General features: G+C 70.7%; 30 protein-coding genes and 2 pseudogenes. 17 read left to right on the top strand and 15 right to left on the bottom strand.

All coding sequences use genetic code 11. The features are described 5' to 3' along the window. Positions 1-53 precede the first annotated feature (53 nt). Complete coding sequence (locus KIS93_RS05920; protein WP_080038510.1) at positions 54-1,253, top strand: ROK family transcriptional regulator; 1,200 nt, start codon at positions 54-56, stop codon at positions 1,251-1,253. 125 nt (positions 1,254-1,378) lie between these two features. Here the strand turns inward: KIS93_RS05920 and KIS93_RS05915 are convergent, their stop codons facing one another. The 4 genes from KIS93_RS05915 to KIS93_RS05900 all read right to left on the bottom strand — a co-directional run bounded on the left by KIS93_RS05915 (position 1,379) and on the right by KIS93_RS05900 (position 3,945). Then, the gene (locus KIS93_RS05915; protein WP_222107272.1) at positions 1,379-2,212 is read right to left on the bottom strand and encodes a DUF899 family protein; all 834 of its coding nucleotides are present in this window, start codon (positions 2,210-2,212) and stop codon (positions 1,379-1,381) included. Positions 2,213-2,217: 5 nt separating this feature from the next. Continuing rightward, positions 2,218-2,574 (bottom strand): ArsR/SmtB family transcription factor, encoded by a 357-nt coding sequence (locus tag KIS93_RS05910; RefSeq protein WP_080038509.1) that lies wholly within the window; start codon positions 2,572-2,574, stop codon positions 2,218-2,220. A 9-nt stretch (positions 2,575-2,583) separates the two neighbouring features. Further along, a complete protein-coding gene (locus tag KIS93_RS05905) occupies positions 2,584-3,060 on the bottom strand; it encodes an SRPBCC domain-containing protein (RefSeq protein WP_222107271.1) in 477 nt (158 codons plus the stop codon). Between the two features lie 315 nt (positions 3,061-3,375). Next, complete coding sequence (locus KIS93_RS05900) at positions 3,376-3,945, bottom strand: TetR/AcrR family transcriptional regulator; helix-turn-helix transcriptional regulator (RefSeq protein ID WP_230466148.1); 570 nt, start codon at positions 3,943-3,945, stop codon at positions 3,376-3,378. Between the two features lie 187 nt (positions 3,946-4,132). Between KIS93_RS05900 and KIS93_RS05895 the strand changes: the two genes are divergently transcribed. Further along, positions 4,133-5,056: an SDR family oxidoreductase gene (locus KIS93_RS05895; RefSeq protein ID WP_080038506.1), complete on the top strand. Its 924-nt coding sequence runs from the start codon at positions 4,133-4,135 to the stop codon at positions 5,054-5,056. 123 nt (positions 5,057-5,179) lie between these two features. Further along, a complete protein-coding gene (locus tag KIS93_RS05890) occupies positions 5,180-6,163 on the top strand; it encodes an alpha/beta hydrolase (RefSeq protein ID WP_080038505.1) in 984 nt (327 codons plus the stop codon). A gap of 509 nt (positions 6,164-6,672) precedes the next feature. Here KIS93_RS05890 and KIS93_RS67300 read toward each other — a convergent pair. From KIS93_RS67300 to KIS93_RS05865, 6 genes and pseudogenes are all read right to left on the bottom strand, one after another. After that, entirely contained in the window at positions 6,673-6,807 is a 135-nt protein-coding gene (locus tag KIS93_RS67300; protein WP_268966952.1) for a hypothetical protein, read from the bottom strand. After that, a pseudogene (locus tag KIS93_RS05885) lies at positions 6,807-7,115 on the bottom strand (transposase); the annotation flags it as partial. The pseudogene KIS93_RS05885 and the gene KIS93_RS67300, both read right to left, overlap by 1 nt. A gap of 80 nt (positions 7,116-7,195) precedes the next feature. Further along, positions 7,196-7,594: a hypothetical protein gene (locus KIS93_RS05880; RefSeq protein ID WP_080038504.1), complete on the bottom strand. Its 399-nt coding sequence runs from the start codon at positions 7,592-7,594 to the stop codon at positions 7,196-7,198. Beyond that, the gene (locus KIS93_RS05875) at positions 7,591-7,866 is read right to left on the bottom strand and encodes a hypothetical protein (protein WP_186403920.1); all 276 of its coding nucleotides are present in this window, start codon (positions 7,864-7,866) and stop codon (positions 7,591-7,593) included. Before KIS93_RS05875 ends, KIS93_RS05880 begins: the two co-directional genes overlap by 4 nt. A 522-nt stretch (positions 7,867-8,388) precedes the next feature. Continuing rightward, positions 8,389-8,727 carry a transposase gene (locus tag KIS93_RS68825; protein WP_418115083.1) on the bottom strand — a complete coding sequence of 113 codons (339 nt, stop codon included), beginning with the start codon at positions 8,725-8,727 and terminating at the stop codon, positions 8,389-8,391. Between the two features lie 113 nt (positions 8,728-8,840). Further along, positions 8,841-9,041 (bottom strand): transposase, encoded by a 201-nt coding sequence (locus KIS93_RS05865; protein ID WP_080038501.1) that lies wholly within the window; start codon positions 9,039-9,041, stop codon positions 8,841-8,843. Positions 9,042-9,376: 335 nt separating this feature from the next. Here KIS93_RS05865 and KIS93_RS05860 point away from each other — a divergent pair, with 335 nt between their 5' ends. From KIS93_RS05860 to KIS93_RS05820, 9 genes are all read left to right on the top strand, one after another. Continuing rightward, a complete protein-coding gene (locus tag KIS93_RS05860; RefSeq protein WP_222107270.1) occupies positions 9,377-10,300 on the top strand; it encodes an alpha/beta hydrolase in 924 nt (307 codons plus the stop codon). Positions 10,301-10,520: 220 nt separating this feature from the next. Further along, on the top strand, positions 10,521-12,239 hold the full coding sequence (locus tag KIS93_RS05855) for an asparagine synthase-related protein (RefSeq protein WP_186403919.1): 1,719 nt from the start codon (positions 10,521-10,523) through the stop codon (positions 12,237-12,239). Continuing rightward, entirely contained in the window at positions 12,217-12,492 is a 276-nt protein-coding gene (locus tag KIS93_RS05850) for a PqqD family protein (RefSeq protein WP_186403918.1), read from the top strand. The genes KIS93_RS05855 and KIS93_RS05850 overlap by 23 nt, the downstream gene beginning before the upstream one ends. Further along, on the top strand, positions 12,489-13,016 hold the full coding sequence (locus KIS93_RS05845; protein ID WP_186403917.1) for a lasso peptide biosynthesis protein: 528 nt from the start codon (positions 12,489-12,491) through the stop codon (positions 13,014-13,016). The genes KIS93_RS05850 and KIS93_RS05845 overlap by 4 nt, the downstream gene beginning before the upstream one ends. 79 nt (positions 13,017-13,095) lie before the next feature. Next, the gene (locus KIS93_RS05840) at positions 13,096-13,614 is read left to right on the top strand and encodes a hypothetical protein (RefSeq protein ID WP_186403916.1); all 519 of its coding nucleotides are present in this window, start codon (positions 13,096-13,098) and stop codon (positions 13,612-13,614) included. Between the two features lie 76 nt (positions 13,615-13,690). Further along, on the top strand, positions 13,691-14,518 hold the full coding sequence (locus KIS93_RS05835; RefSeq protein ID WP_246005212.1) for a DMT family transporter: 828 nt from the start codon (positions 13,691-13,693) through the stop codon (positions 14,516-14,518). Between the two features lie 39 nt (positions 14,519-14,557). Then, complete coding sequence (locus KIS93_RS05830; RefSeq protein ID WP_186403915.1) at positions 14,558-15,043, top strand: MarR family winged helix-turn-helix transcriptional regulator; 486 nt, start codon at positions 14,558-14,560, stop codon at positions 15,041-15,043. A 296-nt stretch (positions 15,044-15,339) separates the two neighbouring features. Then, the gene (locus tag KIS93_RS05825; RefSeq protein WP_186403914.1) at positions 15,340-16,320 is read left to right on the top strand and encodes a zinc-binding dehydrogenase; all 981 of its coding nucleotides are present in this window, start codon (positions 15,340-15,342) and stop codon (positions 16,318-16,320) included. 84 nt (positions 16,321-16,404) lie between these two features. Further along, positions 16,405-17,313: an NmrA family NAD(P)-binding protein gene (locus tag KIS93_RS05820; RefSeq protein ID WP_186403913.1), complete on the top strand. Its 909-nt coding sequence runs from the start codon at positions 16,405-16,407 to the stop codon at positions 17,311-17,313. Positions 17,314-17,446: 133 nt separating this feature from the next. On the opposite strand, the gene KIS93_RS05815 is transcribed toward KIS93_RS05820, so the two are convergent. Then, positions 17,447-17,881 carry a DUF6196 family protein gene (locus tag KIS93_RS05815; protein WP_186403912.1) on the bottom strand — a complete coding sequence of 145 codons (435 nt, stop codon included), beginning with the start codon at positions 17,879-17,881 and terminating at the stop codon, positions 17,447-17,449. 251 nt (positions 17,882-18,132) lie between these two features. On the opposite strand from KIS93_RS05815, the gene KIS93_RS05810 reads away from it, so the two are divergent. Continuing rightward, positions 18,133-18,624 (top strand): tyrosine-type recombinase/integrase, encoded by a 492-nt coding sequence (locus KIS93_RS05810; RefSeq protein ID WP_186404002.1) that lies wholly within the window; start codon positions 18,133-18,135, stop codon positions 18,622-18,624. A gap of 358 nt (positions 18,625-18,982) precedes the next feature. Here the strand turns inward: KIS93_RS05810 and KIS93_RS05805 are convergent, their stop codons facing one another. Together KIS93_RS05805 and KIS93_RS05800 are read right to left on the bottom strand one after the other, a co-directional pair. Beyond that, positions 18,983-19,414 (bottom strand): hypothetical protein, encoded by a 432-nt coding sequence (locus tag KIS93_RS05805; RefSeq protein ID WP_186403911.1) that lies wholly within the window; start codon positions 19,412-19,414, stop codon positions 18,983-18,985. A 334-nt stretch (positions 19,415-19,748) separates the two neighbouring features. Further along, positions 19,749-20,496, bottom strand: a pseudogene (locus tag KIS93_RS05800) (IS256 family transposase); the annotation flags it as partial. Here KIS93_RS05800 and KIS93_RS64685 point away from each other — a divergent pair. Beyond that, positions 20,380-20,637 (top strand): hypothetical protein, encoded by a 258-nt coding sequence (locus KIS93_RS64685; RefSeq protein WP_186404013.1) that lies wholly within the window; start codon positions 20,380-20,382, stop codon positions 20,635-20,637. The pseudogene KIS93_RS05800 and the gene KIS93_RS64685 sit on opposite strands and share 117 nt — an antisense overlap. A gap of 91 nt (positions 20,638-20,728) precedes the next feature. Here KIS93_RS64685 and KIS93_RS05790 read toward each other — a convergent pair whose 3' ends face one another. Both KIS93_RS05790 and KIS93_RS05785 read right to left on the bottom strand, forming a co-directional pair. Further along, positions 20,729-21,103, bottom strand: coding sequence for an MFS transporter (locus KIS93_RS05790; RefSeq protein ID WP_186403910.1), 375 nt, complete (start codon positions 21,101-21,103; stop codon positions 20,729-20,731). Further along, positions 21,081-22,169: a DHA2 family efflux MFS transporter permease subunit gene (locus KIS93_RS05785; protein ID WP_186403909.1), complete on the bottom strand. Its 1,089-nt coding sequence runs from the start codon at positions 22,167-22,169 to the stop codon at positions 21,081-21,083. Before KIS93_RS05785 ends, KIS93_RS05790 begins: the two co-directional genes overlap by 23 nt. 106 nt (positions 22,170-22,275) lie before the next feature. Here KIS93_RS05785 and KIS93_RS05780 point away from each other — a divergent pair, with 106 nt between their 5' ends. The 3 genes from KIS93_RS05780 to KIS93_RS05770 are packed head-to-tail and all read left to right on the top strand — an operon-like array spanning position 22,276 to position 24,209. Further along, complete coding sequence (locus KIS93_RS05780; RefSeq protein WP_222107267.1) at positions 22,276-22,683, top strand: MarR family winged helix-turn-helix transcriptional regulator; 408 nt, start codon at positions 22,276-22,278, stop codon at positions 22,681-22,683. Then, on the top strand, positions 22,680-23,261 hold the full coding sequence (locus KIS93_RS05775; protein WP_186403907.1) for an NADPH-dependent FMN reductase: 582 nt from the start codon (positions 22,680-22,682) through the stop codon (positions 23,259-23,261). The genes KIS93_RS05780 and KIS93_RS05775 overlap by 4 nt, the downstream gene beginning before the upstream one ends. A 33-nt stretch (positions 23,262-23,294) precedes the next feature. Continuing rightward, positions 23,295-24,209, top strand: a complete 915-nt coding sequence (locus KIS93_RS05770) for an NADP-dependent oxidoreductase (protein ID WP_186403906.1) — start codon at positions 23,295-23,297, stop codon at positions 24,207-24,209. The last annotated feature ends 102 nt before the right edge of the window (positions 24,210-24,311 follow it).

Below are 24,311 nucleotides of genomic sequence, written 5' to 3'. Positions count from 1 at the left end.
AAATTACCTAACGAAGTCGGATAAGGTATGTCAAGTGCTGATGCGGGAGGATCATGGGAGTACTGGTTGAGTTCGCGGGGATGGGCATGACGTCACTGAGTACGAGCGCGCGGGCCGTGCTGGCCGAGCTGGTGCGGCGCGGGCAGGCCACGAGGCCGCAGATCAGCCAGGCGCTGGGGCTCTCCAAGCCCACCGTGTCGGCCGCGATGGCGGAGCTCGAACAGCACCGCCTGGTCTCCGCCGCCGGCTCGACCCAGGGACACACCGGGCGGTCGGCGATGCTGTACCGGATCGGTGAGGGCGCGGGGCACGTCGTCGGGGTGGACGTCGGCGTGACGCGCGCCCGCGTCCACGCCCAGACCGTGAGCGGGGTGCGCCTCCTGGACGCCGACCGCGAGGTGCCACTCCAGAGCGCGCCACAACCCGGCCGCGACGCGCCTCCCCTGGCCGATCTGCAGGCCAGCGCCGCCGTGGCCGGTGACCTCCTCCGGGAGACGCTGCCCCGGCTGGACGACAACGGGCCGTTGCGCCAGATCGTGATCGCGCTGCCGACGATCGTGACCGACCGCGACCCCGGCGCGCCGTCCCACCGGCCGGAAGCGCGCGCCATGCTGAAGGCGTTCTCCCTGCCCGAGGTCCCGCTCCTGCTGGAGAACAACGTCAACTGCGCCGCCCTGGCTGAGCGGGGCGTCGGGGTGGCGCAGGGGTTCTCACAGTTCGCCTACGTCCAGGCCGGCGTACGCATCGGCGCCGCCATCGTCATCGACGGACGGCTGCTGCGCGGCGCGTCCGGCTGGGCCGGGGAGGTCGCCCACCTGCCGTTCCCCTGGGCCCCCGACCGGCAGCCCGCCCCGGACGGCCTCGAACACTTCCTCGGCGCCGAGCAGCTGCTGCGCCGAGCCGTCGCCGCCTGGCCCGGGAGCGAGCAGCCGCGACCGTCCAGCGCCGAGGAGCTCTTCCAGCGCGCCGCCGAGGGGCACGCGCCGGCCCAGCGCGCGGTCGCCGAGCACGCCGCGCAGCTCGGCCGGCTGATCGTGGCGGTCGTCGCCCTGGTGGATCCGGGGCTGGTGGTGCTGGGCGGCGGCATCGGCTCCAATCCGCTGCTCCTCGGCACGGTCCGCGAGACGCTGCACAACCTGCACATCCCGGTCGAGGTACGTCAGAGCGGCCTGGGCACCACGGCCACCGTGACGGGCGCCGCCGTCCTGGCCCGCGACCACGCCCTGCAACGGCTGATCGGGACGGCCACCTGAGCCCCGCCCCGGCCCGCCACCCGGCAGGCGGCCCGCACCCGTGGATCCACCTGCCGGCCAGCGGCGGGGCACGAGGTGAGAGCCTGCCACCTGCGACGCGCGGGATCCGCGATCACCCCACCGCCCTAGTGGCAGGGATGGGGCTGCTGGTTCGGGGGTCCCACGGGGCCGAGGTCGTCGGAACGCCCGGAGTCGAGCCGAGACCACTGCGCGATGGGCCGTCCGCCCGGCCACGACGACGCCGGCGGCCAGTCGGGTGAGCCGGCGTCGGTGCGCACGTTCGTGCACTTCTGCGGCCATCCGGCCGGCGAGTCCTCCCAGGGCTCCTGGCGGCCGTACGCGGTCAGGTCCATGAGGGCGTAACTGTGGTCCAGCGCCTCCACGCCGCGCCGCGTCGTCCAGTACGTCTCGAAGACGCGATCGCCGTCGCGCAGGTAGCAGATCAGGTGGAACAGGCCGGCCTGGCGGCCGGCGAGCAGCGCGTCGAGTGATGGCTGCGCCGAGTACCACGGCAGGTGTTCCCAGCCCATGAACGCGCGGTAGCGCAGGCTCGCCTCGTAGGAGGCCCGGATGTCTCCCCCGCTGGAGGCGACGTTGCGCCCCTGGGAGAAGACCGCGAAGGTGATGTCGCGGGAGTGCAGGTGGGCCGGCTCGCCGACCTGCGTGGTGTAGAACGTGCAGCCCTCGCACTGCTCGGCCGCGGGCCGGCCGGGGTTCCACATGAAGGAGTAGGCGATGAGCTGGCGGCGTCCCTCGAAGGTGTCGAGGAGGCTGACCGGCCCGTTCGGGCCGAGCAGTTCGAGGGTGGGGTCGACCTCGACCATGGGCAGGCGCCGCCGGGCCGCGGCGATGGCGTCGCCCTCCCGGGTGTGGGCCTTCTCCCGGATGCGCAGGCGGTCGAGCTCGGCCTGGAAGCTGCCGCGCTCGACGACGTGCGGCATGGCGGTGGCGTTGTGCATGATGATCACTCCTTGGGATGGTGCCGGTCCTGCTCGGCCGCCTCCGCGAAGCGTTTGATCCTGGCGAGGCGGCGGTCCCAGTCGGCGGCGAGCGCGGCCATCCAGCGGGCCGTCGTCTCCAGCGCCTCCGGGCGTACCGCGTAGCGGACCTCGCGGCCGACCTTCACGCTCTCGACCAGCCCGGCCGCGTCCAGGACGGCGAGGTGCTTGGCCACGGCCTGGCGGGAGACCGGCAGTCCGTCGGCCAGCGTCGTCGCGGAGGCCTGGCCGCTGGCGGAGAGCAGGTCCAGCAGGTGCCGGCGGGTCGGGTCGGCCAGCGCGGCGAGGACGTCGTTCACGACGTCGGCGGCGCGTTCAGCCATGACGGCGGCTCACCCGGCGCGGGCCGCCAGCGCCTCGAAGCACTGCTTCCAGCCGGCGGTGTGGTCGTCGACGATGTTGCGGCGGTTGTCCTCGGACGTGGCCAGCGCGGCGAACCCGCTCTCCACCACGCGCAGCCGCGTGCCGTCGCCCTCGGGCGTCAGGGTGAACTCCACGAGCGTGGAGTTGTTCTCGCGCAACTCCTCGCCGGGGAACGCGCTCACCCACCGGCAGGCCAGGTACCTCGGCGGATCGACCTTCTCCACGCGCATCGGGAAGTCACCGTGCTCGGCGTTCTTGATCACCATGGACTGGCCTTGCGTGACGGTCGTGCCGCGGAAGGTCGCGTCGCCCGCCTCCGCCGCCCAGAACCCGGGCTCGGCCACCAGCGGCCAGACCCGCTCCGGCGGGGCGGCGATGACGATCTCGCGTTCAATGCGGTCACCGATCATGGTGTGCTCCTCTTTCGTCGCTTCCCTGTTTCTCATGTGCAACTCCAGGGTTGCACATGCGGGAGCGTCGCGCAACCTTGGGGTTGCACATTCATGTCGCCTGACGGAAACGCGGGAGGCAGGTCGGGACCGCGATCGTGTTGTGCCCCGGCATGCCTGTTGAGCACCTGCCTGCCGAGCAAGAGGCCCGCTACGGGCTGTCCTCGAAGGCGTCGGCGCCAAGCTCAAAGCCTTGCCGCCCCAACCTGCCACCCGGCCTGGCCGACAAGGCCGCCTGCTCGTTCTGCGTCCTGGAGCACCCGCACCACTCCCCTGCGCCGGAGGGTCCCTTGCTCGGGGTGCCCGCCGCATTCATGTCACGTTCTCCTGGCCTGGGAGGCTCCCGTCGTCGGTCGCGGCGGCCTGTTCGGCGGGCGCGGTGAGGCGCCTGGTGGCGTCGAGGGTTTCCCGAATGTGCTGGGCGAGGGTATGCCGGCCGGGGTCGTTGATCCAGCGGTCGAAGGCGACCTTGAACGCGGCGATCCCGATTTCGGCCGCGAGTGCCGCGGTGGTGGGATCCAGACCGCGTTCCCGAAGCGCGTGGGCGAGGATGGAGACGAGTGAGGCCAGTTTGGCCAGTTCACGTTCCTGCAGCTCGGGATTGGCGGCGATGACGGCTTGGCGCTGCCGTACCAGTTCTGCGCGTTCCTCGAAGACCGGAGCGGCTTCTGTGAGTGCGTGTGTGATCACCTCCAGTGGCGCCAGAGGGTCGGCGGCGGTGGCCGTGGCGCGCGCGAGGACGTCAGCGAGGGCGTTGGCCTGGAAGAGGACTTCCCGTTTGTCGGCGAAGTACCGGTAGAAGGTGCGTTCGGTGACCTCGGCCCGAGCGGCGATCTCCGCCACGGTGGTGGCCTCGAAGCCCTTGTCGTTGTAGAGCTCCATCGCCGCCTTCTCCAGGCGGCCGCGCGCGTCGGGTTTCCATCGGCTCATGCACCGACCCTACACACCGATGACAGAATCTGACATCAAAGTGATGACAGAGACTGACATGGGCGCTACAGTGATGTCACTAACTGACATCACGGCTCTCCGCCCCTGGTCGGGAGCTCGCAGCAGGAAGGCACACACCATGCGCGTCTTCGTCACCGGAGCCTCCGGACATCTCGGCTCCGCCGTCGTCCCCGAACTCCTCGAAGCGGGACACCAGGTCGTCGGGCTGGCTCGCTCGGACACGTCCTCCGCCGCGCTGACGGCTGCCGGCGCCGAGGTGCACCGAGGCGATCTCGACGATCTCGACGGTCTCGCCGGGGCCGCCGCCGCGGCCGACGGTGTCATTCACCTGGCCTTCAAGCACGACGCCATGTTCGCCGGCGACTTCGACGGCGCGGTCACGGCGGACCTGCGCGCCATCGAGGCGCTCGGGGACGCGCTCGCCGGCACCGGCAAGCCTTTGGTGACCACGTCGGGAACCGTGCTGTTCGCCTTCGCGGGACGGAAGGACCCCCTCACCGAGGACTGCACGCTCGACGCGGGACCGCGGATCGACGCCGAGAACGCGGTGGTCGCCCTCGCCGAGCGCGGCATCCGCTCGTCCGTCGTCCGGCTCCCGCCGACCGTGCACAGCTCGCTCGACCACAACGGCTTCATCCCGACGTTCATCTCCATCGCCCGTTCCAAGGGCGTCTCCGCCCACGTCGGCGACGGGGCCAACCGGTGGCCCGCCGTGCACACGCTGGATGCGGCCCGCCTGTACCGGCTGGCGCTGGAATCCGCGCCGGCGGGGTCACGGCTGCACGCCGTCGATGACGAGGGGGTCACCTTCCGGCAGATCGCCGAGGGCATCGGCCGCGGGCTGAACCTGCCCGTGGTCAGCATCCCGCCGAGCCAGGCCGAGGCCCACTTCGGCTTCCTGAGCGCCCACGCCCAGGCCGACAACCCGTCCTTGAGCACGCTGACCCGCGATCTCCTGGGCTGGAAGCCCGTCCAGCCCGGCCTCATCGACGACCTCGGCCAGGGCCACTACTTCGACGCCCCCGCGACCATCCCGCGCTGAGGCCCTCTTCTCCATCCCGGCCCGGTCATCGCGCCCGTCCGGACGGCCCGGCGGAATCGGTCCGAACGACCCGCCATCCTCCTGTACGACCGGCTGCCGCGCAGCCGAGAGGAAACGAACGACATGAACACCAAGAACGCGCACGAGCGGCTCGACCCCGAACTCGCCGAGGCCCTGAAGGCGGTGCCGATGACGGAGGCCGGGGTGTTCGACCTCAGCGACCTGGAGGGCACGCGCGCCGGCATCCGCGCCTTCGCCGAGGCGATCGCGGCCCGGATACCGGACGAGCCGTCCGTGTCGGTCGAAGAGGTCGCCCTGGCCCGCCCGGACGGATCCACCCTCCCCATCCGGCTACTGCGGCCCACCGAGGCAGCCGGGCCGCTTCCGGTGCTGCTCTGGTTCCACGGCGGCGGGCAGGTCCTCGGGTACGCGGCCCAGGACGACCCCACCCTCAAGCGCCTGGCCCTGGAGGTCGGCTGCGTCGTCGCCTCCGTCGACTACCGGCTCGCGCCGGAGGCTCCCGCCCCGGCCGCCGCCGAGGACGGCCTGCTCGCCTATCGCCGGCTTCGCCGTCAGGCGGCCGCGCTCGGCATCGACGAGGACCGCGTCGCCCTGGCCGGCCAAAGCGGCGGCGGGGGTATCGTCGCGGCCACCGCGCTCATGATCCGCGACCAGGGCGAGCCCGCGCCGCTGTTCCAGGCGCTGAGCTACCCGATGCTCGATGACCGCAACACCACCGCGTCCAGTCACGAGATCACCGACATCGGCATCTGGGACCGCGCGACCAACATCCTGGCCTGGAACCTGATCCTCGGGGACCGCGCCGGCTCCGACGAGGTGCCTGCGTACAGCGCGCCCGCGCGCGCGACGGACCTCACCGGCCTGCCGCCGACCTTCGTCGCGGCCGCCGAACTCGACGTCTTCCGCGACGAGGACCTGAGCTACGCGACGCGGCTCCAGGCCAGCGGCGTGCCCGTCGAACTGCACCTGTACCCCGGCGCTTATCACGCCTGGGACCTCTTCGCCCCCGACGCCGCGGTCAGTGCCGCGTACGTCCACGCCTGGTACGGATACCTGCGCCGCCAGTTCACGGCCCGCCAGCCCTGAGCGCCCGGTTCGGACGGCCCGGCCGCGCGGTGACGGCCGGCGGGCCGCCACACGGGCGTGCTGACAGCCGGTGACCCGCCGAGGAAGCCGGTACCCACTTCGGCATCCTCGGCATCGGCCCCCTGCTCTGGCCCCACAACCCGACATCGAGCACCCGAACCCGGCCATCACGAACCGTGACGCCACCAGGTCCGACCTCATCGGCGACCTCGACCAGGGCTACTTCGAGACCTCCCCCGCCTCCTGAACCCCGGCCCCGCGCGGCCCGGCACCGGCAGTTCCGATTCCGTCTCCGCTCTCGCCCCCATGCGAACCGCGCCCGCGCCCCACCTGCTCCGCTGCGGGACCAGCCGGCACACGGGGGCTGCCAGCCAAGATCGGCCAAGGTGGGCTCGAACGCAGGCAACAGCGTTGGTTAGGCGCTCTGCTCCTGGCCCGGCCGCTGCGCGTCCATGGGGCGGCCGGCACGTCGCTGCTTAGTGGGCGTTTAGTCCTGTCTGGTCCCGGGTTCAGGTGCCGTGCCAGGTGGGGGTGTTCTCGCCGGTGAGGCGGCGGGTCATGAGGCCGGTCATGGCGATGTGCATCATGGCTGCGGAATGGCCGGGGCGGGCTTCGTAGTCGCGGGTCAGGCGGCGGTGCAGCATCAGCCGGCCAGGATGCGCTCGGCCACCCAGCGACGTGGCAGCGGGGCGAAGCCCCTGGCGGCAGGGTCGCGGCTGACGATCTCGAGGTCGATGCCGAGGGCGGCGGCGCCCTCGATGACGGTGGCGCGGTAGGCGCTGTCGGCCCAGGCCGTGACCAGGGTGGGCTGGGCTGCGGCGACCTGTCTCAACAGGGGCAGGCCGGCGGTGGCGACCAGCACGGCGAGCAGGAGGCCGAGGGTGCCGGTGATGATGCTGCGTTTGCGGCCGGCGATCTTCTTGCCGGCGTCGTAGCCCTGGCTGGTGGCGGGGACGTTGGTGGAGGTCGCCCTAAACGCCCACTAAGGCCCGCGGGACCGAACCATGAGCGTCGACCGCGTCCCGGGCTGCCCTATACCTGGAAAAACTCCAGATGCCCGTATCCCGCCCAGCCCGCCGCGTCTCCCGTGAGTACGGGCCAGCCGCGGTCCAGCGCGAGGTGGGCCGTGTGGGCATGGTGCAGGGGCACCTCCAGGGGGTGTGGCGCGTGCCGGGCCTGGCGCACGACGCGGAAGGTCTCCTGCCGGGTCAAGTCTTCGACGATGCAGGAGCGGAAGCCGAACAGCCACATGAGCTGCGCGGGGTCCGGGTCGGCGATGATGGCCGCCTGGGCGAGCGCGGTGACCGGCAGGAGCAGGGTGTGCCCGTCCTCGGTCAAGACCTCCAGAGCGGTCCGGGCGTCGGCGCCTTCCTCGCCGTCGGCCAAGAGCCGCACGATGGCGGTGAGGTCGGCCACGTAGCCCGCGATCATGCGGTAGCGGCCTTCTTCTCCGCCGCGGCCCGCTGGGCGGCGTGCATGCGCTCGCGCATCTCCGCCTTGCGCCGGTCGTAGCCTTCGGGGTCGGGTGCGCGGTCCTGAGCGGTGAGGCGGGCGAGCCGCTCGCGGGAGGCCCGGTCGGCATCGGCGCGTTCCTTGGCCAGGGCGGCGAGATAGCCGGAAAGGGTGGTGCCTTCCTTTTCGGCCATCTCTTTGACGAGCTCGTACACCTCGTCAGGCAGGCTCATGGAGAACTTTTGTGCCATACCGGCACCCTACCTGGTAGGAAACAATCTGTCCCGCAAAAGCAGGAGCCGTCCGCCCCATCGCACAGACCCCGAGGCGGGGCCTGCGAGATGCGCTGACATGCTCTGTCCAGCGGAGAGGCAGTCCTGCCGACACGATGCCGGAGCGCCGCTGGATCTCCTCACTGAAGAAGCCGGAGCGCCGTAGGCGAACTCGACCCCGGGACCGCCCGGGTTGACCATCAGCGACCCGATCCGGGCTGCGGGATCGGTGGCCTTGCGCCCGGTGACGGCGGGCTCGAAGGTCTTTCTGCCCGGCTTGGACCAGCCGATCGGACGGTCAGCTTGTTGCTCGCGCGGTCTGGCGCGAATCTGCCCGATGAGGAGGGTGAGGGTGATACCGCTCCAAGCGGACGAGTTCACCTGGCCACGAATCATCGGACCAGCGATACCAGTCAACGTGACAGATTCGCAGCCGGGCCGACGGAGTTATCATTTTTTTCCTCATACGACGCTTTCAATCCTGTCATTTCGGGAGATTCGCTATTCCGCGGGCGATGACGCTGAAGCCGCGCTGGCCGGCGGGCTTGCGCGCAATCTCCAGAGTGGTGCGCAGCGTGTCGCGGGGCCAGTCCACGAGCCGTCCCGAGAAGCCCTGGTCGGCGAAACGTGCCGGATCGGGGTGGTCAGGTAGGCCGACAGCAGGGCGGTCTTGGCGCCGTCGTGGTCTTGCCAACTCGCGGCCATGACGGCGACTGTGACAAGCAGGCCGGTGGTGTCGGTGATGATGAACCGCTTGCGGCCGTTGACCTTCTTGCCCGCGTCGTAGCCGCGACTGTCGCGGCCCACGGTGTCGGCGCTTTTGAAACTCTGGGAGTCGATGATGCCCGCCGCCCGGCTCGTCCTCGCGTCCGACCTGGCGGCAGGCCTTGATGCGCAGCTCGGTCAGAGGCGCCTCGGTGACGCTGGCCTGTTCCCCACTGCTGGAAGTACCACTACACGGTCTGCCAGGGCGGCAGGTCGGTGGGCAGATACCGCCACGGGTAGCCCGAGCGCACCACGTACAAGATGGCGTTGACGATCTCCCTACGCTGATGCTTCTCGGGACGCCCGCCGGTGTTCGGCTCGGGCAGTAAGGGCTCGATCAGCTCCCACTGCGCGTCGGTCAGATCTGAAGGGTAGCGATCAGCGGGCATCCGCCTACCCTGACGACGCTTCAGCGCTCGTCGTCACACCGCCACGCCGAACATGAACGATCTTCTCAAACACGCACTTAGAAAGTGGTCATGAGCATGCCCCACCGCACCGTGCCGATCGACGGACTCGACGTCTTCTACCGCGAGGCCGGCGACCCGTCCGCCCCCACCCTCGTGCTCCTGCACGGCTTCCCCACCTCGCCGGCGGCCTACCAGGAGCTGATGGCCGCGCTGTCCGGCGAGTTCCACCTCGCCGCGCCCGGCTACCCGAGCTTCGGTCACAGCTCCGCCCCGACGCCGACGCGTGGGAGTACACCTTCGACCAGCGCGCCGACGTGGTGGACCGACTGCTCGACGCCATCGGCGTCACCAGGTACGCGATCTCCGTGCACGACTACGGCGCACCGGTCGACTTCCGCCTCGCACTGCGCCACCCTGAACGGAGCACCGGCATCGTCAGCCGGAACGGCAACGCCTACGAAAAGGACCTGACCGCGTTCTGGGAGCCGTTCAAGACGGCATGGGCCGACCCACCGCAGGCCAACACCGACGCCCTGCTCGGCTACTACACCCAGGGAGGCCACCCATTGGCAGTACACGCACGGCGTGCGCGACACCACCCTCGTCAACCCGGACAAGGCGGCCCTGGATCAGGCCGTGCTCGACCGGCCGGCAGCCACGCCATCCAGCTCGCCCTCTTCCTCGACTACGCCACCAATCCGCCGCAGTACCCGCGCTGGCAGGAGTACCTACGCACTCACCAGCCGCCGCTGCTGGCCGTCTGGGCCGCCACGACGAAATCTTCGGGCCGGACGGGGCACTGGCCTTCACCCGTGACGCGAAGAACGCCCACGTTCAACTCCTGGACGCCGGTCACTTCGCCTTGGAGACACGTGGCGCGCAGATCGCGGCCTTGGTCCGCGACTTTCTCCGCCGCCTGCCGGATTGATCCCGCGAAACTTGGCGGGGCGATCGGATTCGGCGATGACCGCGTTTTCCCGGCGCTCCCGATGATGCCTTCGGCGCCGTTGCGGAGGGCTTACCCGCCGGACAGGTCCGACTGCCGTCCGGTAATAGGGATGAAACCCGCCCGCGGCCTCCCTGCTCACGGCGTTTTGGTGAATGGGCCATGCCGCTTCGTCGTTTTCGGCGGCGGCACTGAGCAGGGAAAAGGACGGGCCGCGAATTCGGACCGGCCATTTGATCACTCTCCCCGGCGATATTACAGTTCCATGGCTATCGGGATATCCGAGCGGTAAGGGAGTCGCCATGCTGACGTACACAGAGCCGAAAGTAGAGGTCCTGGGGGCGGTTGAGGAGCTGACGCACCTGGGCTTCATCCTGCTCAGTGACAATCCGGCCCACCGCACGCTGCTGATCTGATTCCTTCTCGGTCCTCTTCCCGGAAAGCCGCTTTCCGGGAAGAGGATCGAAACGGCTCGGCGCATTCTGGAAAACTGAAGAGGAGAGGTCGCGGCAGTGGCTGTGGTACTGACAGGAGATTATCCGGGGTGTTACGGCGACGTGCGGCTGGGCCGGCCCGTCACGTACGAGTGCCGCCCCTACGGGGAACGCCTTTCCCGCCCCGGAGACGTGGCCGTCCAGTGGACCAGGGCCGGCGCGAGCGGCGTGCCGGCGCCACCCGTGGACGGCGCCGGCCGCCATCTCACGCTGTCCGGCGTCCTGCACGGGCCGGTGACCCGCTCGTGGACGCGGCGCGTCATCGAGGCCCTGGAAAGCGGCCACGACGACGAGCTGGCCGCCGTCCCCGGGCCGCTCGCCGGCTGCCTGGTCACCACGGACAAGGTCTTCCTGTTCCGCAACGCGGTGGCCCCCGAAGGGCTGCTGTACCGGCGGGAAGGCTCACGCGTGCGCTGGTCGACCGATCCGCTGGACCTGCTCGACGGAACGCCGGACGACCTGGACGAGCAGGCACTGTGGCGCTGCTGCCGGGGCGACGACGTCTTCGTCTACCGGCAGCCGCGGCCCGTAGGCCCCGGCGAGCTGGTCGTCATGGACACCCGCAGCACCACCCGCCGCGTCTTCGACCGCATCACCCCGCTGGAGCTGCCGCGGCGCACGCCCCTGGCGGAGTACGCCGACCTGGCCCACCGCATGCTCCTGGACGCGGTCCGCCCCTACGCCGGGCGCGGCAGGATCGGCATCATGCTCAGCGGCGGCCTCGACTCCTCCGCCGTCCTCACCGCACTGGTCGAGGTGGGCGCCGACGTGGTCGCCTACCACATGCACACCGACGACCCGCTCGCCGACGAGTCCGCGTACGCCCGCACCGTCTGCGACCATCTGGGCGTGCCTTTCGTGGCGGTGCCCACGGAGTCGGGTGAGGGCTACCTGTCGCGGGCGCGGCCGTTCCCCCATCCTTTCGTCGGCTTCGCCTACCGCTGGGTCGAGCAGCTCGCCGAACGCGTTCACGAGGACGGCATCACCTTCCTCACCTGGGGCGCCGACGGCGACCTGTGTTTCGGGCCGTACCGCTACGGCCTGCACGACGTGCTCTTCGGCGACATCGCGCCGCACGAGAAGGCGGCGCTGTGCCGCGGCCTGATCGCCTCCCGGTGGGAGCTGTCGCGGGTGCTCAGGAGCGTGCGCAGGTCGTCGTCGCTGCTGGAGGAGTATCTGCCGGTCGGCGTCAACGCCCGGCCGACCGAGTTCACGACCCCGGCGCCCGGGGTTCCGGACGACCGGTACGACAGCGACTACTCGGCCAAGGAACACACCATGGACCTCATGCTGTGGTGGCCACGAGGCATCCTGCGCTGCTCCCCCCTGGGCGACCGGCAGATCAAGCGGCTCACCGCGCGCATGCCGCACGCCTACCGGCTGCTGGTGCACCAGGGACGGATGATCCCCAAGCCCGTGCTGCGGCTCCTGCTGTCCACCCGCCTGCCCGCCACCGTGTGGCGCAGGTACGGCCGGCTCTGGCAGGACTCGCCGCACAAGCGGTACGCCATCACCCACCCCCACGTGTTCGCCGACCTGATCGGCACCCCGCAGTCTCAGCTCGTGACCAAGGGCATCGTCGATCCGGACCGGCTGGCCGCCGTTCTGGCCGAGCCCGCCTCGCTGCGCCGCCACAGCGAGACCCTGATCTGCGCCGCCATGACCGAGTTGTTCCTGCGCGATCACGCCGCCCTGATCTCAGAAGGTGGGACGTATGCCGATACTGCGACTGGCTGAGCACGCGGTCTTCGACGACACCGACGACGCGGGCGTCATTCTCGACAATCGGCAGGGGGTGTACCTGAGCCTGAACGGCGTCGCCACGGTCATGCTCAGGGCCGCCCTGCGCCACGAGACGCTCGACGAGCTGATCGCCGAGCTGCGGGGCCGGATCGACGCGCCCGAGACCACCCTCAGGGCCGGATACGCCAAGCTGGTCTCCCAGCTCGGCGACCAGGCCCTGCTGGCCGGAGCGGAGGAACGGCGGTGAAGGACGGCCGGCTGGAATGGGAGTTCTTCCTCGGCGACCTCGACCCGTCCACGATGCCGCCGCGCACCCCGCCGCGGCTGCGCGGCCACGCCATGGCCCGGACCGCCGTGGCCCTGTGGACCTACAACCGCCACGGCTGGCCGGCGGCCCAGCGCTACCTGCGCGAGCTGGCCCCCGCCCGCGGCTCGGCCCCCATCACCCGGCTCCCCGAAGCCAGCGCGGTCCGGCTGGCCCGCCGCGAGGTCCTGTTCTGCCAGCTGGTGACGCGCGTGCTCGCCCCCGACGGGCAGTGCCTGACCCGCTCCTTCGCCCTGGCCGTCCACCTCAACGCGCTCGGGCTGCCCGCCCAGGTCATCGTGGCCAGGGGGCGCACCATCTCCGTCCCTCGCAACGCCTTCCACTCCTGGACCGAGCTGTACGGCCACGTGCTCAACGACAACCCGGACGTCCAGCTCGGGTACGCCGTGCTGCAACGGGTGCGGTCCGGCCGCCTCGGCGAGGCGCGCCGGCCGGCCCGTACGTGAAGGCCGGACGGACCCGGCTCCGGGAGCAGCATCGGTGGGCGTGGCACTCGACCCGACGACGATCGCAAGGCAGCGCCCCATGAGCATCACCGCGAGAAGATCGGCTCTGGCGGGCCTGGCGGCCGTGCTGCTCTGGGCGGTGCTCCCGTCCGGCGCGGGTGCGCACAGCGGCGCGGCGTACGGGTGGACGCCGGTCGGCACCGTGGACCCGCAGCACGTCATCTCGGCCGACACCCAGCTCGTGCTCTACGGCGTGCACGCCTTCACCGCGAGCAACGCCGCCTTCAACCCGGACGTCATCCCCGCCTCGGCGAGCCAGCTCGTGGTGCCGTACGTGCGGGTGCCCGACGGTGCCCCGCACACCTACCGGCTGCGCTTCCACCTCAACACGACCAACGCCGCCGCCACGCAGTACCAGCTCATCACCCCGAACGGCGGCGGCACGCAGACCGCGAACGTCTCCGGGGGCGCCATCGCGCTCGACTTCACCGCCAGCGTCGACCTGACGGGGACCGGGTGGATGTACTGGTCGCTGAACAACAGCGGCGGCCACCAGTGGGTCTTCACCTCGTGCGAGATCGACGAGCAGACGCCGTGAACCGGCGCACGGCCTCGTACGCGACCGGCCGCTCGCCACGTGGGCGACGACGGCCTCCGTGTGCGCCGTCATCGGGATGAGCGCCTACCAGTTGCTGTTCAACTGGGGCGAGGTGCACGTCCCTGCCGGGATCGCCAGCCTGCTCATCGCCACCGCGCCGGTGTTCAGCGTGCTGCTGGCCTGCGCTCCTCCTCGGCGAGCGCCTCTCCGTGGCCATCGTGGCCGGCACCGTCACGGCCCTGGCGGGCGTGGCGCTCATCGCCTGCGCCGCTGCTCCGCGCAGGTCACCACCAGCGCGCTGGTGATCCTCACGGCGGCCGTCGTCCAAGGCGTCCACCACTTCGCCACCCAGCCGCTGCTGAAGCGGTACACAGGGCTGGAGGTCGCCTGTTACACGATGGGGGCGGGCACGCTGTTCCTGGCCCCGCTGGCGCCCGGCGCCGTGCGCGACCTGCTCGACGCGCCGGCAGACGCCGCGGTGGCCACCGTCTACCTCAGCCTGCTTCCGTCCGCGCTCAGCTTCGTCACCCGGGGCTACGCGATCGCCCGGTATCCCATCGCGCCGTCCACGGCAGCCCCTGTAGCTGCTCCCCCCGATCGCCATCGGCGTGGCGTTCGTGTGGCTGGGCGAGATGCCGGGTCCGGTCGAGTTCGTCGGCGGAGTCATCAGCATGGCCGGCGTCATCCTGATCAACCGGCACACGGCCCGTCCAGCCGCTGTTCAGTCGCGGTCCTCCGCGGACGCGACCTGAGCGGGCCGGATCCCCAGCGCTCCAGCCCGCATGGCGCGATCGTCGATACGTCGTGGCCCCGCATGGTTGCCGGCGTTCCGGCAGCGGCCGGGGCCGCACAGGGGCCGGGCCGGGGTTCATGCACTTGCATCGAGCCTCCACATACGCAATAGTTGGTTTGACACAACCAACCATTCGAAAGTGGTGCGGAGATGGAACAGGCGTCGGCCGGCGCGGGCGGCTCCTCTCGCGCACAGCGTCAGGCCGTGGACGAGGTGGCGGCGGCGCTGGCCACGGTGGGCAACTGGATGTTCTCCCCGGCCACGCGGCGCACGATCATGGCGGCCTCGGGGCTGGAGCTGTCCCTGGGCGACTACACCCTGCTGGCGCAGGTGTCGCTGCACGCGCCGGTGCGGCTGTCGGTCCTGGCCGAGCTGATGGAGGTGGACAAATCCACCCTGTCACCGCCGGCCAAACGCCTGGAGGCACGCGGCTTCATCGAACGCCGGCCCGACCCGGCCGATGCCCGAGCCCAGCTCGTGAGCGTGACACGGGCCGGGAAGCTCGCCATCGGCAAGCTCTGGAAGGCACGCACGGCAGCCGTCGCCGCCCTGCTGAGCGACTGGGATCCGGCGGACGTCGAACGGCTGGCCGCCGGTCTCGGCGCGCTCAGCGAAGCGATCAAGAAGGGGCCGTGAGCCCATCACGGTTCCCGCGTCCCGCCCGCGCTGGGAGGTAGACCCGCTGCCACCGGTCCACACCCTCTCGGCTCGTGGCCCCGTGCTGCCCGCACGCCACCTACCGTCCTCGACACGTCGCCGCGCCTCCATCCGCGGCGGCTGATCCCCCTCCAGCCGGGCCAGGGCCGCCGTGGCCGCCACCGGCCCGACCCCGGCCGACGCCGGTCCCGGCCCTGTGCCTGAGCGCGACGCTGCCGTCCGCACGCCCCCGCCGTCGCGCTCTCTACCGCCTTTACTCAAGGAAGTGATGTCACATGCGTGCCGTTGTGCTGCACGAATTCGGGCCACCGGACCACCTGCGGATCGCGGACGTCCCTGCGCCGAAGCCGGCCGCGGGCCAGGTCGCGGTGCGGGTGGCCGCGGTCGGCGTCCAGTTCCTGGAGACGCAGGCCCGCGCGGGAACGATGCGCGGCGCGCTCGGCGGCGCTGCCCTGCCGGTGATCCTCGGCAAGGAGGTCGCCGGGCTGGTCACCGAGGTCGGCCCCGGGGGCGACACCACCCTGATCGGCACGCGGGTCCTGGCCAGCACCACGGGCCTCGGCGGGTACGCCGAGACCGCCGTCGTCCCCGCCGGCACCCTCATCCCGGTCGGTGACGGCATCGGCCTGCCCGAGGCCGTCGCCCTCTACCGGTACGGCGCCACGGCCCAGGGCCTGATCGGCGCGGCCCGGGTGAGCGCCGGTGACCGGGTCCTGGTGCTGGCCGCCGCGGGCGCCGTCGGCACGCTCCTGGTGCAGCTGCTCCAGCGGGCCGGGGCGACGGTCGTCGCGGCGGCCCGCGGCGAGCGCAAGCTCGCCCTGCTCGGCGAGCTGCGGGCCGACCACGTGGTGGACTACACGCTCCCGGGCTGGACGGAGCAGGCGCGCGACGCCGCGGGCGGCTCGATCGACGTGGTCTTCGACCATGTCGGCGGAGCGCTCGGACGCGCGTCGTTCGAGCTGCTCACCCCGGGCACCGGACGTCAGGTCACGTTCGGCCTCTCCAGTGGCACGCCCCTGGAGGTCCGGCCCATGGAGCTCATCGGCCGCAGTGTGACCATGACCGGGTTCAGCACGGGCCCCATCTGGAGCAGGCCCGCCTACGCCCGCCACCTGGTGACCGAGGTCCTGGACCTGGCCACGGCGGGACGGCTCACCCCGGTGATCGGCCAACGCTTCCCCCTGGAACGGGCGGCCGACGCGCACGCCGCCATCGAGGCGCGCGCCACGGTCGGCAAGACCCTGCTCATCCCCTGACCGCATCCCGGAAACGTTCCCTCGGCCCGCCACGGGCCCCGGGACGAGCGTTCACGTTAGTTACCAACGAGGAGTTCCTCCATCATGTCCGCTTTCCCCAAGATCTTTGTAGCCGGTGCCACCGGGCTGCTCGGCGGCCAGATCGTCAAGGCCCTTCTCGACCGGGGCGCCCCCGTTCGAGCCCTAGTCCGCCCTGGTGCCGGCGAGGAGAAGAAGCGTTCCCTGACCGCTCTGGGATCCGACCGCCTGGAGCTGGTCGAGGGTGACATCACCGACCCGGCCGAACGGCTGGCGGAGGCCGTCGGCGACGCCACGACCGTGATCTCGGCCGTTCAGGGCGGCCCCGACGTGATCGTGGACGGGCAGGCCAACCTCCTGCGCGCCGCGGAGAAGGCCGGCGCCCAGCGGTTCATCCCCTCCGACTTCGCCTTCGACCTGACCAAACTGGACGACGGCGACAACTTCATGATCGACTGGCGTCGCCAGGCCGCCGCCGCCCGCGCCGGCAGCCCTCTTGACGTGATCTCCGTGCTCAACGGGGCCTTCTACGAGGTGATGACCGGCTTCATGGGGCTCATCGACTGGGAGCAGGGCACCCTGTCCCACTGGGGAGACCCCGACCAGCCGCTCGACCTCACCTCGGTGGCCGACACCGCCGCCTACACCGCCGCCGTCGCCCTCGACCCGGCCGCCACCGGCACGCTGCGGTTCGCCGGCGAGGTCATGTCGATGCGCCAGTTCCACGACGCGGTCCAGCGCGGCTCCGGCCGTACCCTGGAGCTGCGGCACCTCGGCACCGCCGATGACCTGCGCGCGGAGATCGCCCGCCAGGCGGCGGTGGCGCAGAACCCGTTCGACTATGTGGCGCTGCAGTACCAGTGGTGCATGGTGAGCGGCAAGGCCAAGTTCGACCGCCTGGACAACGACAGGTACCCGGACGTCACGCCCGTGTCGATGACCGACTTCGTCCGCGCCACCGCACCCGGGCTCTGACCCGTACACCGAAACGCGGCCCACAGCGTGCGGCAGTGGACCGCGTTCCCGGGCTTCCTCGGCCGGGCCGGGAGATCCGGCCGAGAGCCGCAGGCCGGTCCCCGGCGGGAAGCGTTCCTGCCCATCAGCGCTGTCAGCCGGCGCGCAGTTCCCTGATGACGGCGAGGGCGTCGTCCCTCAGGTCGACGGGGCAGCCCCAGTAGTCGTAGATCCCACCCCTGGCGCGGTTGCTGCCGCAGACGACGAACACGCCGGTGCCGAGCCGCGCCTTGAGACGGGTGGCCAGCCAGCCGACGAAGCCGCTGTTGTCCAGGCCGGCGGGAAAGTGGAAGGAGAAGACTCCGAACCGTTCGGCGCCATCATGCTGGGGGGCGAACGGGACCAGCGCGCTCCAGCTCTCGTCGTCCCGGACCACCGCCAGCGTGTCACGGGTGAGGGCCGGCGGGCGGTCGGCCGGTGACTCCTCGAAGCACCAGACGCCGTCGTGCACGACGAGCTCGGCCGCCGCGATCACGCGCCGGAGCCGGGCCTCCGTCTGCTCCGCGGTCTCCACACTGACGCTCACCATGGGCGGACCTCCTATGGCGGAGCACAACGTCCTCGCCGGCGCGCTGATTCCGGTCACGTCCGAACGGCGGGCCGGCTCGTGGGGCACGCGCCCTCGCCATCGCCGGGTGGCCGGCCGGTATCGGTCGTGCGGCTCACTGTTTCTTCTGGTGTGGCACGAAGCCCAGGGACTCGTGAAGGCGGCGGGCGCGAATGTTGTCCTGCGTCACCGCGAGGGACAACCACCCGTGACCCTGCGCGCCGAGGGCGTGCATCGCCGCGGCCGCGGAGGTCCTGGCACTGAACGTCGAGGACCTCGACCTGGAGCATCGCCGCACTCCGGTCCGGTCCAAAGGCAGCGCGACAGAGTGGGTGTACTGGGACAGCGGCACCGCGCACCTGCTTCCCCGGCTCCTGCGCCTCCCGGACGGCAGCACCCGCACGCACGGTCCGCTGTTCCTGTCCGAACGCCGCTCCGTCCCCGCGCGCCGTCCGGCGGCCGTCGACATCTGCCCGCACACCGGCCGCGCCCGCCTCGGCTATGACCGCGCCCGCGTGCTGCTGGAGAAGTACGCCGGGCTCGATCTGCACCAGCTACGCCACAGCGCCGCCACTCACCTCGGCGAGGCCGAGGTGCCGCTGCAGCTCATCATGGGCAAGACCCGGCGCAAGAACCCTCGCACCGCCATGCGCTACGTCAAGCCCGGCGCTGAAGCCATCGCCAAGGTCACCGAGATCCTGGCACCACGCCGCCGAACCCACTGATCGACTGAGTGGCGGCTCGCCGGAGCTAGAGGAGCTCCGGGCCATCTCCTGTGCCGAGGTCAGCGGCACGACTATCCCTTTCTCCCGTACTTGGTCTGCCCCCATCGAGGCTGGAAGATCGCTCACCAGGGCGTCGCCTTCACCGGCACATCCAGCGTCTCGGTGAAGCGCTATCACGGCGGCAACATCGCGACCCCATGGCCCTGAACCCGGCAGCTGCTGACAGCTGACCGACGGGCAAGGCACGTGGGAGCGCCCGGTGCGTGGAGCCACGCACGCAGGGTGCGGCGGGCGGGCCGGGGAAACCCACCGTGAGTAATCACGGCAGGGCGCCCCGGTTCGACCCAAGTCGGCACCACTAATCGTCGAGCTGCGACATCTCGACCACGGTCAGATGCCCGGCCATCTCCCGCACGGCGTCCTGCCACCGGGCCGCGTCCGTGGTCAAAACCGGGCAGTTCCGCAGCAGCGCATGCAGCGCCGTCTGCGCATCCCACAACTCGCCCAGCGCCTCGACCTCCACCCGCATCCGGGCCAGGTCGGTGGCATCGTCGAACGCGGTGATCCCGGCGAACCCGGCCGCCTCCAGCCGGCCGACACCCCGGATGACGGCCAGCTGCGCGTCCGTGGCAGCGGCCTCGACGGCGGCGCCGGTGACGGCCAGAGCGGGCACGATCATGCTGATGTTGTCGGCATCGAACTGCTGCAGCAGCGCGATCACATCATTGTCGCCGCGGCCCACCTCGGCCAGAACTGTGGCGTCGAGCACATAGCCTGGTTCAGCGAGCATGCAGGATCTCCCGCGCCTTACGCGCCCGGCGCTGGGCGCGCTCGACGACGGCAGGGTCCTCGTGCGCCTTCTCCACGGCGGCTCGCCAAGCCTGATCGGCGTGCCGCTCGGTTTCCATACGATGCAGGGCGGCATCGTTGAAGAAGGCCGACACTGACCGGGCTCGGCCCTGATCGACCTGCTGGAGGGCGTATTCGTGGACGTGGGGGTCCACCGTGATGGTGATGGGCTTGGTGCTCATATGTTCATCATAGGTTCGCTGTGGCCGCTCGTCGTCAACGATCACACCGTAGGGTGAACTATCTCTCGGCTCACTCCCCCGATCGATATCGCTACATGAGTGAGCTCTTTCATTCAGCCAGACCGTCGCCACCGCCTGCGGCAGGCCCTTGAGTGCGTCGCAGACCAGCATGAGCACGTCGTCGACGCCGTGGTTCTTCAGCTCGGTCAGCACCGCCAGCCAGTGCTTGGCGCCCTCACCGCCGTCGCCGGCCCAGATACCGAGAATGTCGCGGTGTCCCTCGACGGTGACGGCGGTGACCAGGTAGATGGGCCGGTTGGCGACGTGACCGTCCCGGATCTTGATCTTGACGTTGATCGCGTCCACGAACAGGACCGGGTAGACGCGATCGAGCGGCCGGTTCTGCCCTTCGGCCATGCCGTCCATGACCTTGTCGGTGATGGTGGAGATGGTCTGCTTGGACACGTTCGCCCCGTAGACCTCTGCCAGGTGGGCGGAGATCTCCCCATGGGTGAGCCCCTTGGCCGACAGGGACAGGACCATCTCGTCCACGCCGGACAGCCGGCGCTGCCGCTTGCGCACCAGCTGGGGCTCGAAGGTACCCGCCACATCGCGCGGCACCCGCACCTGGACCGGGCCGACGTCGGTCACCACCGTCCTGGCGCAGGCCGTTGCGGCTGTTGCCGCTGTTCTTGCCGGCCGGGTCGTGCCGGTCATAGCCGAGGTGATCGGTGATCTCGCCTTCCAGCGCCGACTCCAGCACCCGCTTGGTCAGCTGCTGCAGCAGGCCACCCTCACCGGTCAGCTGCAGCCCCTCACTGCGGGCCCGGTTCACGAGCATCGAGATCAGCTGCCGGCCGTCAGCGAGCGGTCCGGCTCGACAGGCAGTTCGTTCATGGACAACGGCTCCACGGCGGTCTCGGACATCAAGCGTCTCTTCCTTGATCATCAAATCCGCCGTGGTTTTGCAGTCCTCCCTTGATATCGTTCGCCCCGCACTGCGAGCCGACAGGTCGAGCGGGGACGCAGGTTCCGGCCACAATGCTGCGGCGTTCGATGGCACAACGCCCAGATCACCGAACTGGCTCAGCGGCAGCGCCTGTGGTGTCGGAGTCGGGAGAGGCGGGATCGCGCCGCGGCAACAGCGCCGCTGGAGCGAGGGCGAGCAGGGAGATGATGAGGGTGGCGCCGAAGGCGATCGCGTACGCCTGGGGAGCAGAGCCACCGGTGGCGAGGTGACGGGCCACGATGGCGAGCAGGAATGCCGTGCCGAAGGAGCCACCGATGCGTTGAACGACGCTGAGCAGGGTGGTCGCCTCAGGAATGGCCGCAGGTGACATCCGCATGTACGCGGCGGCGGTGATGGGGACGGTGGCCAGGCCGAGCCCGATACCACGCAGGAACAGGGCGATGCTCAGCGCCGAATCACTCGCGCCGGGCGCGGCCACGTAGGGCACAGTGCCTGCGGCGGCGACGACCGTGCCGGCGACGAGCAGCACACGGGGCCCAAGCGGTCGGTGAGCCGGCCGGCCAGGGGCAGCGCGGCCATGGTGCCGACTGCCAGGGGGCCAGGAGCAGGCCTGTCTCCATGCCGGTGGCACCGCGCACCTGCTGGTAGAACAGCGGCAGCAGCACCATGGGGCCGAAGATCGACGCGCCGGCCAGCACCATCAGCCCACAGGACAGGGCGAATGCACGCTCGCCGAACAGCCGTAGATCAACCAAGGGATGACGGCGGCGGAGGGCGCGGTGCGTGTAGCCGAGCAGCAGCACGGTGCCGAGCGCGATCGACAGCCCGGCGCCGAGGACGTCGGTGGAGGCTGTCAGCCGGGTGCCGCCGTACAGCAGGGCCGCCAGTCCAGGGCACAACAAGAGCAGCCCGCGCAGGTCGAGTGGTCGCGGATCGGCGGGGACCGTGGCGGGAAGTCCATGCCAGGACAGAACCAGAGCTGCCGTGCTCAGCGGAACGCTGACCCAGAACACCCACCGCCATCCGGGGCCGTCGATCACCATGCCACCGAGGATCGGTCCGAGGAGTGGCGCGAGCTGGCCGGGCACCGCGACCAGCGCCATCACGCGGCCCAGCCGCCGTGGTCCCGCCATGGTGGCCAGGATCGTCTGCAGCACGGGCAGGATCAGCCCGCCGCCGATCCCCTGCAGGATGCGGAAGACGATGAGGCTGGCAGTGGACCAGGCCGCTCCGCAGAGCAGCGATGACAGGGCGAAGATCAGCAGGCTGGCCCGCCACAGCGACCGGGTGCCGACGCGGCCGAGTGCCCAGGGCATTGTGGGGACGACCACGGCCAGGGTGAGGAGGTGGGCGGTCGCAACCCACTGAATCTGCTCGGTGCCGGCGGCCAGGGCGACGCGGGCGTCATCCAGAGCCACTCCCACGATGGTGGTGTTCAGCAGCGAGGCCAAGCCGCCGACCATCAAGACGGCGGCAAGCCGGAGCAGGTTCGGATCGAGTGGGTCGGAGCCACCCTGATTTGTTGGCATGCCAGCAGTATGCAAAGTATTATGCTGGTATGCCAACAAAAAAGGCTTCCGGGAAAGGGACACGTTCCCACCCGGGGATCCAGATCGCCGAGGCCCACTGGGCTCGCTGCTGCTGCAGGCGGTGCGGGCCCACGCCGCCCTGGCCACCTCCCTGCTGTCCGAGCTGGGCCTGGTGGCGCCGCAGGAGGTCGTCCTGCTGTACCTGCAGGACCATGGCCGGACGCCGCAGGCCGAGCTCGTTCGCTTCCTGGGCCGCGACCGCTCCACGGTGACCGCGACCCTGCAAGCCATGGAGCGCGGCCGGCTCATCGTGCGGACCCCGTCCGAGACCGACCAGCGCGCGATGGAGGTCGGCCTTACCGACGCCGGGCAGGCGTTGTGCCCCCGCATCCGAGCCGCCTGGGCCGAACTGGAACGACTCGCCTTCGGCCGGCTGTCCCCCGCCCAGCGCGAGCAGCTCACGGCCGGCCTCACCGCCGTCCGCGACGCCGCACGAGCCCACAACGAAGAACAGGACACCCGCCAGTGAACGACCAGCCCCTGCACCTGGCGCTGATCATCGCCAGCACCCGCCAGGGCCGCTTCGGCACCTCCATCGGCCGCTGGACCGCTCGCGTCGCCGGCGGCCGGCCAGAGTTCACCACCGACGTCATCGACCTGGCCGGCCTTGCCCTGCCTGCCGATCTCAGCGGCTCGATCGCCGCGACGCAGTTCGCCGGCCGCATCGGCGCCGCCGATGCCATCCTCGTCGTGACCTGCGAATACAACCATGGCTACCCCGCCTCGCTGAAACTCGCCATCGACACCGTCCGGCAGGAGTGGGCCGCCAAGCCCGTCGGGTTCGTTTCCTATGGCGGGTTCGCCGGCGGGCTACGCGCGGTCGAACAGCTACGTCAGGTCCTCGCCGAACTCCATGCCGTCACCGTCCGCGACACGGTCAGCTTCCACTTCCCGCACGACCACGTGGATCCGGAGGGGCACATCACCGACCCCGCCACCGCCACATCCGCAGAGGCCGCAGCGCACACCCTGTTCGACCGGCTGACCTGGTGGGGAGTTGCCTTGCGCGCCGCCCGCTCCGCCCGGCCCTACGTCCTGACCGGCTGAACGCCGACACGAGCAACAAGGAGTTCCCCTTCGATGCCGACCGTCATCGCACTGACCCGCTTCGGTCCTCCGGAAGTCCTGCGGCCCTTCCCGATCGAAACCCCGCGGCCGGGACCTGGCCAGGCGCTCGTGCGGATCCACGCAGCCGGAGTCAATCCGGTCGACTGCAAGCTCCGCCGCGGCGACTTCGCCGACACCATTCCTGCCCATTTCCCACAGCGCCTGGGCAACGAGTTCGCCGGAACGGTCATCGCTCTCGGCCCGGACGTCCCTGCCGGCGGCGCCGTCGCTGTCGGCACGCACGTGGTGGGGTCAGCCACAGCGCAGGCTTACGCAGAGGTTCTGGTCGTCGACGCCGCCGGCCTGGTCGTCAAACCACCACCGCTCCCGTGGGAGATGGCTGGAGGCCTGCCCGCCGCCGGGCAAACCGCCCACACCGCCCTGTCCCAATTGGGGGTGAAACCCGGCGATGTCCTCCTCATCCATGCCGCGGCCGGCGGCGTCGGCACCATCGCCGTCCAACTCGCACGCGAGCTGGGAGCACGGGTCATCGGCACCGCCAGCGAGCACAACCACGACTACCTGCGCGACCTCGGCGCCTTGCCCACCACCTACGGTCCCGGGCTGCTCGACCGCGTCCGCGCTCTCGCACCAGACGGAGTCGACGTCGCCCTGGACCTCGTCGGCGGTGACACCATCGCCACCAGCCTCGCCCTGATCCACGACCGCCGCCGCATCGGAACGACCGTCGACCAGCGTGCCGTCGCAGAGCACGGGGTGCGACGAGTGGGGGGCCGCTCGCTGCCCGCCCTACGCGAGGTCGTTGGCAAGGCGGCGACCGGACAGCTGATCCTGCCCGTCCGGACCTTCCCCCTGAGCCAGGCCGTAGCCGCGCACCGCATCGTCGAGAATGGCCACGTACGCGGCAAGGTGGTCCTCACCGTCTGACCACCAACCCACCTCTCACCCAGAGTACGGGCATCGGACTCTGTTTCGGCCCGGCGGTTCGAGCTCGAACGGCCGGGTGCCAACGTGGCCTGCTTACGTCGG

Source organism: [Actinomadura] parvosata subsp. kistnae, assembly GCF_900323885.1.
GTDB classification, from domain to species: Bacteria; Actinomycetota; Actinomycetes; order Streptosporangiales; family Streptosporangiaceae; genus Nonomuraea; species Nonomuraea composti.
This window is presented reverse-complemented; position numbering and strand designations above follow the sequence as displayed.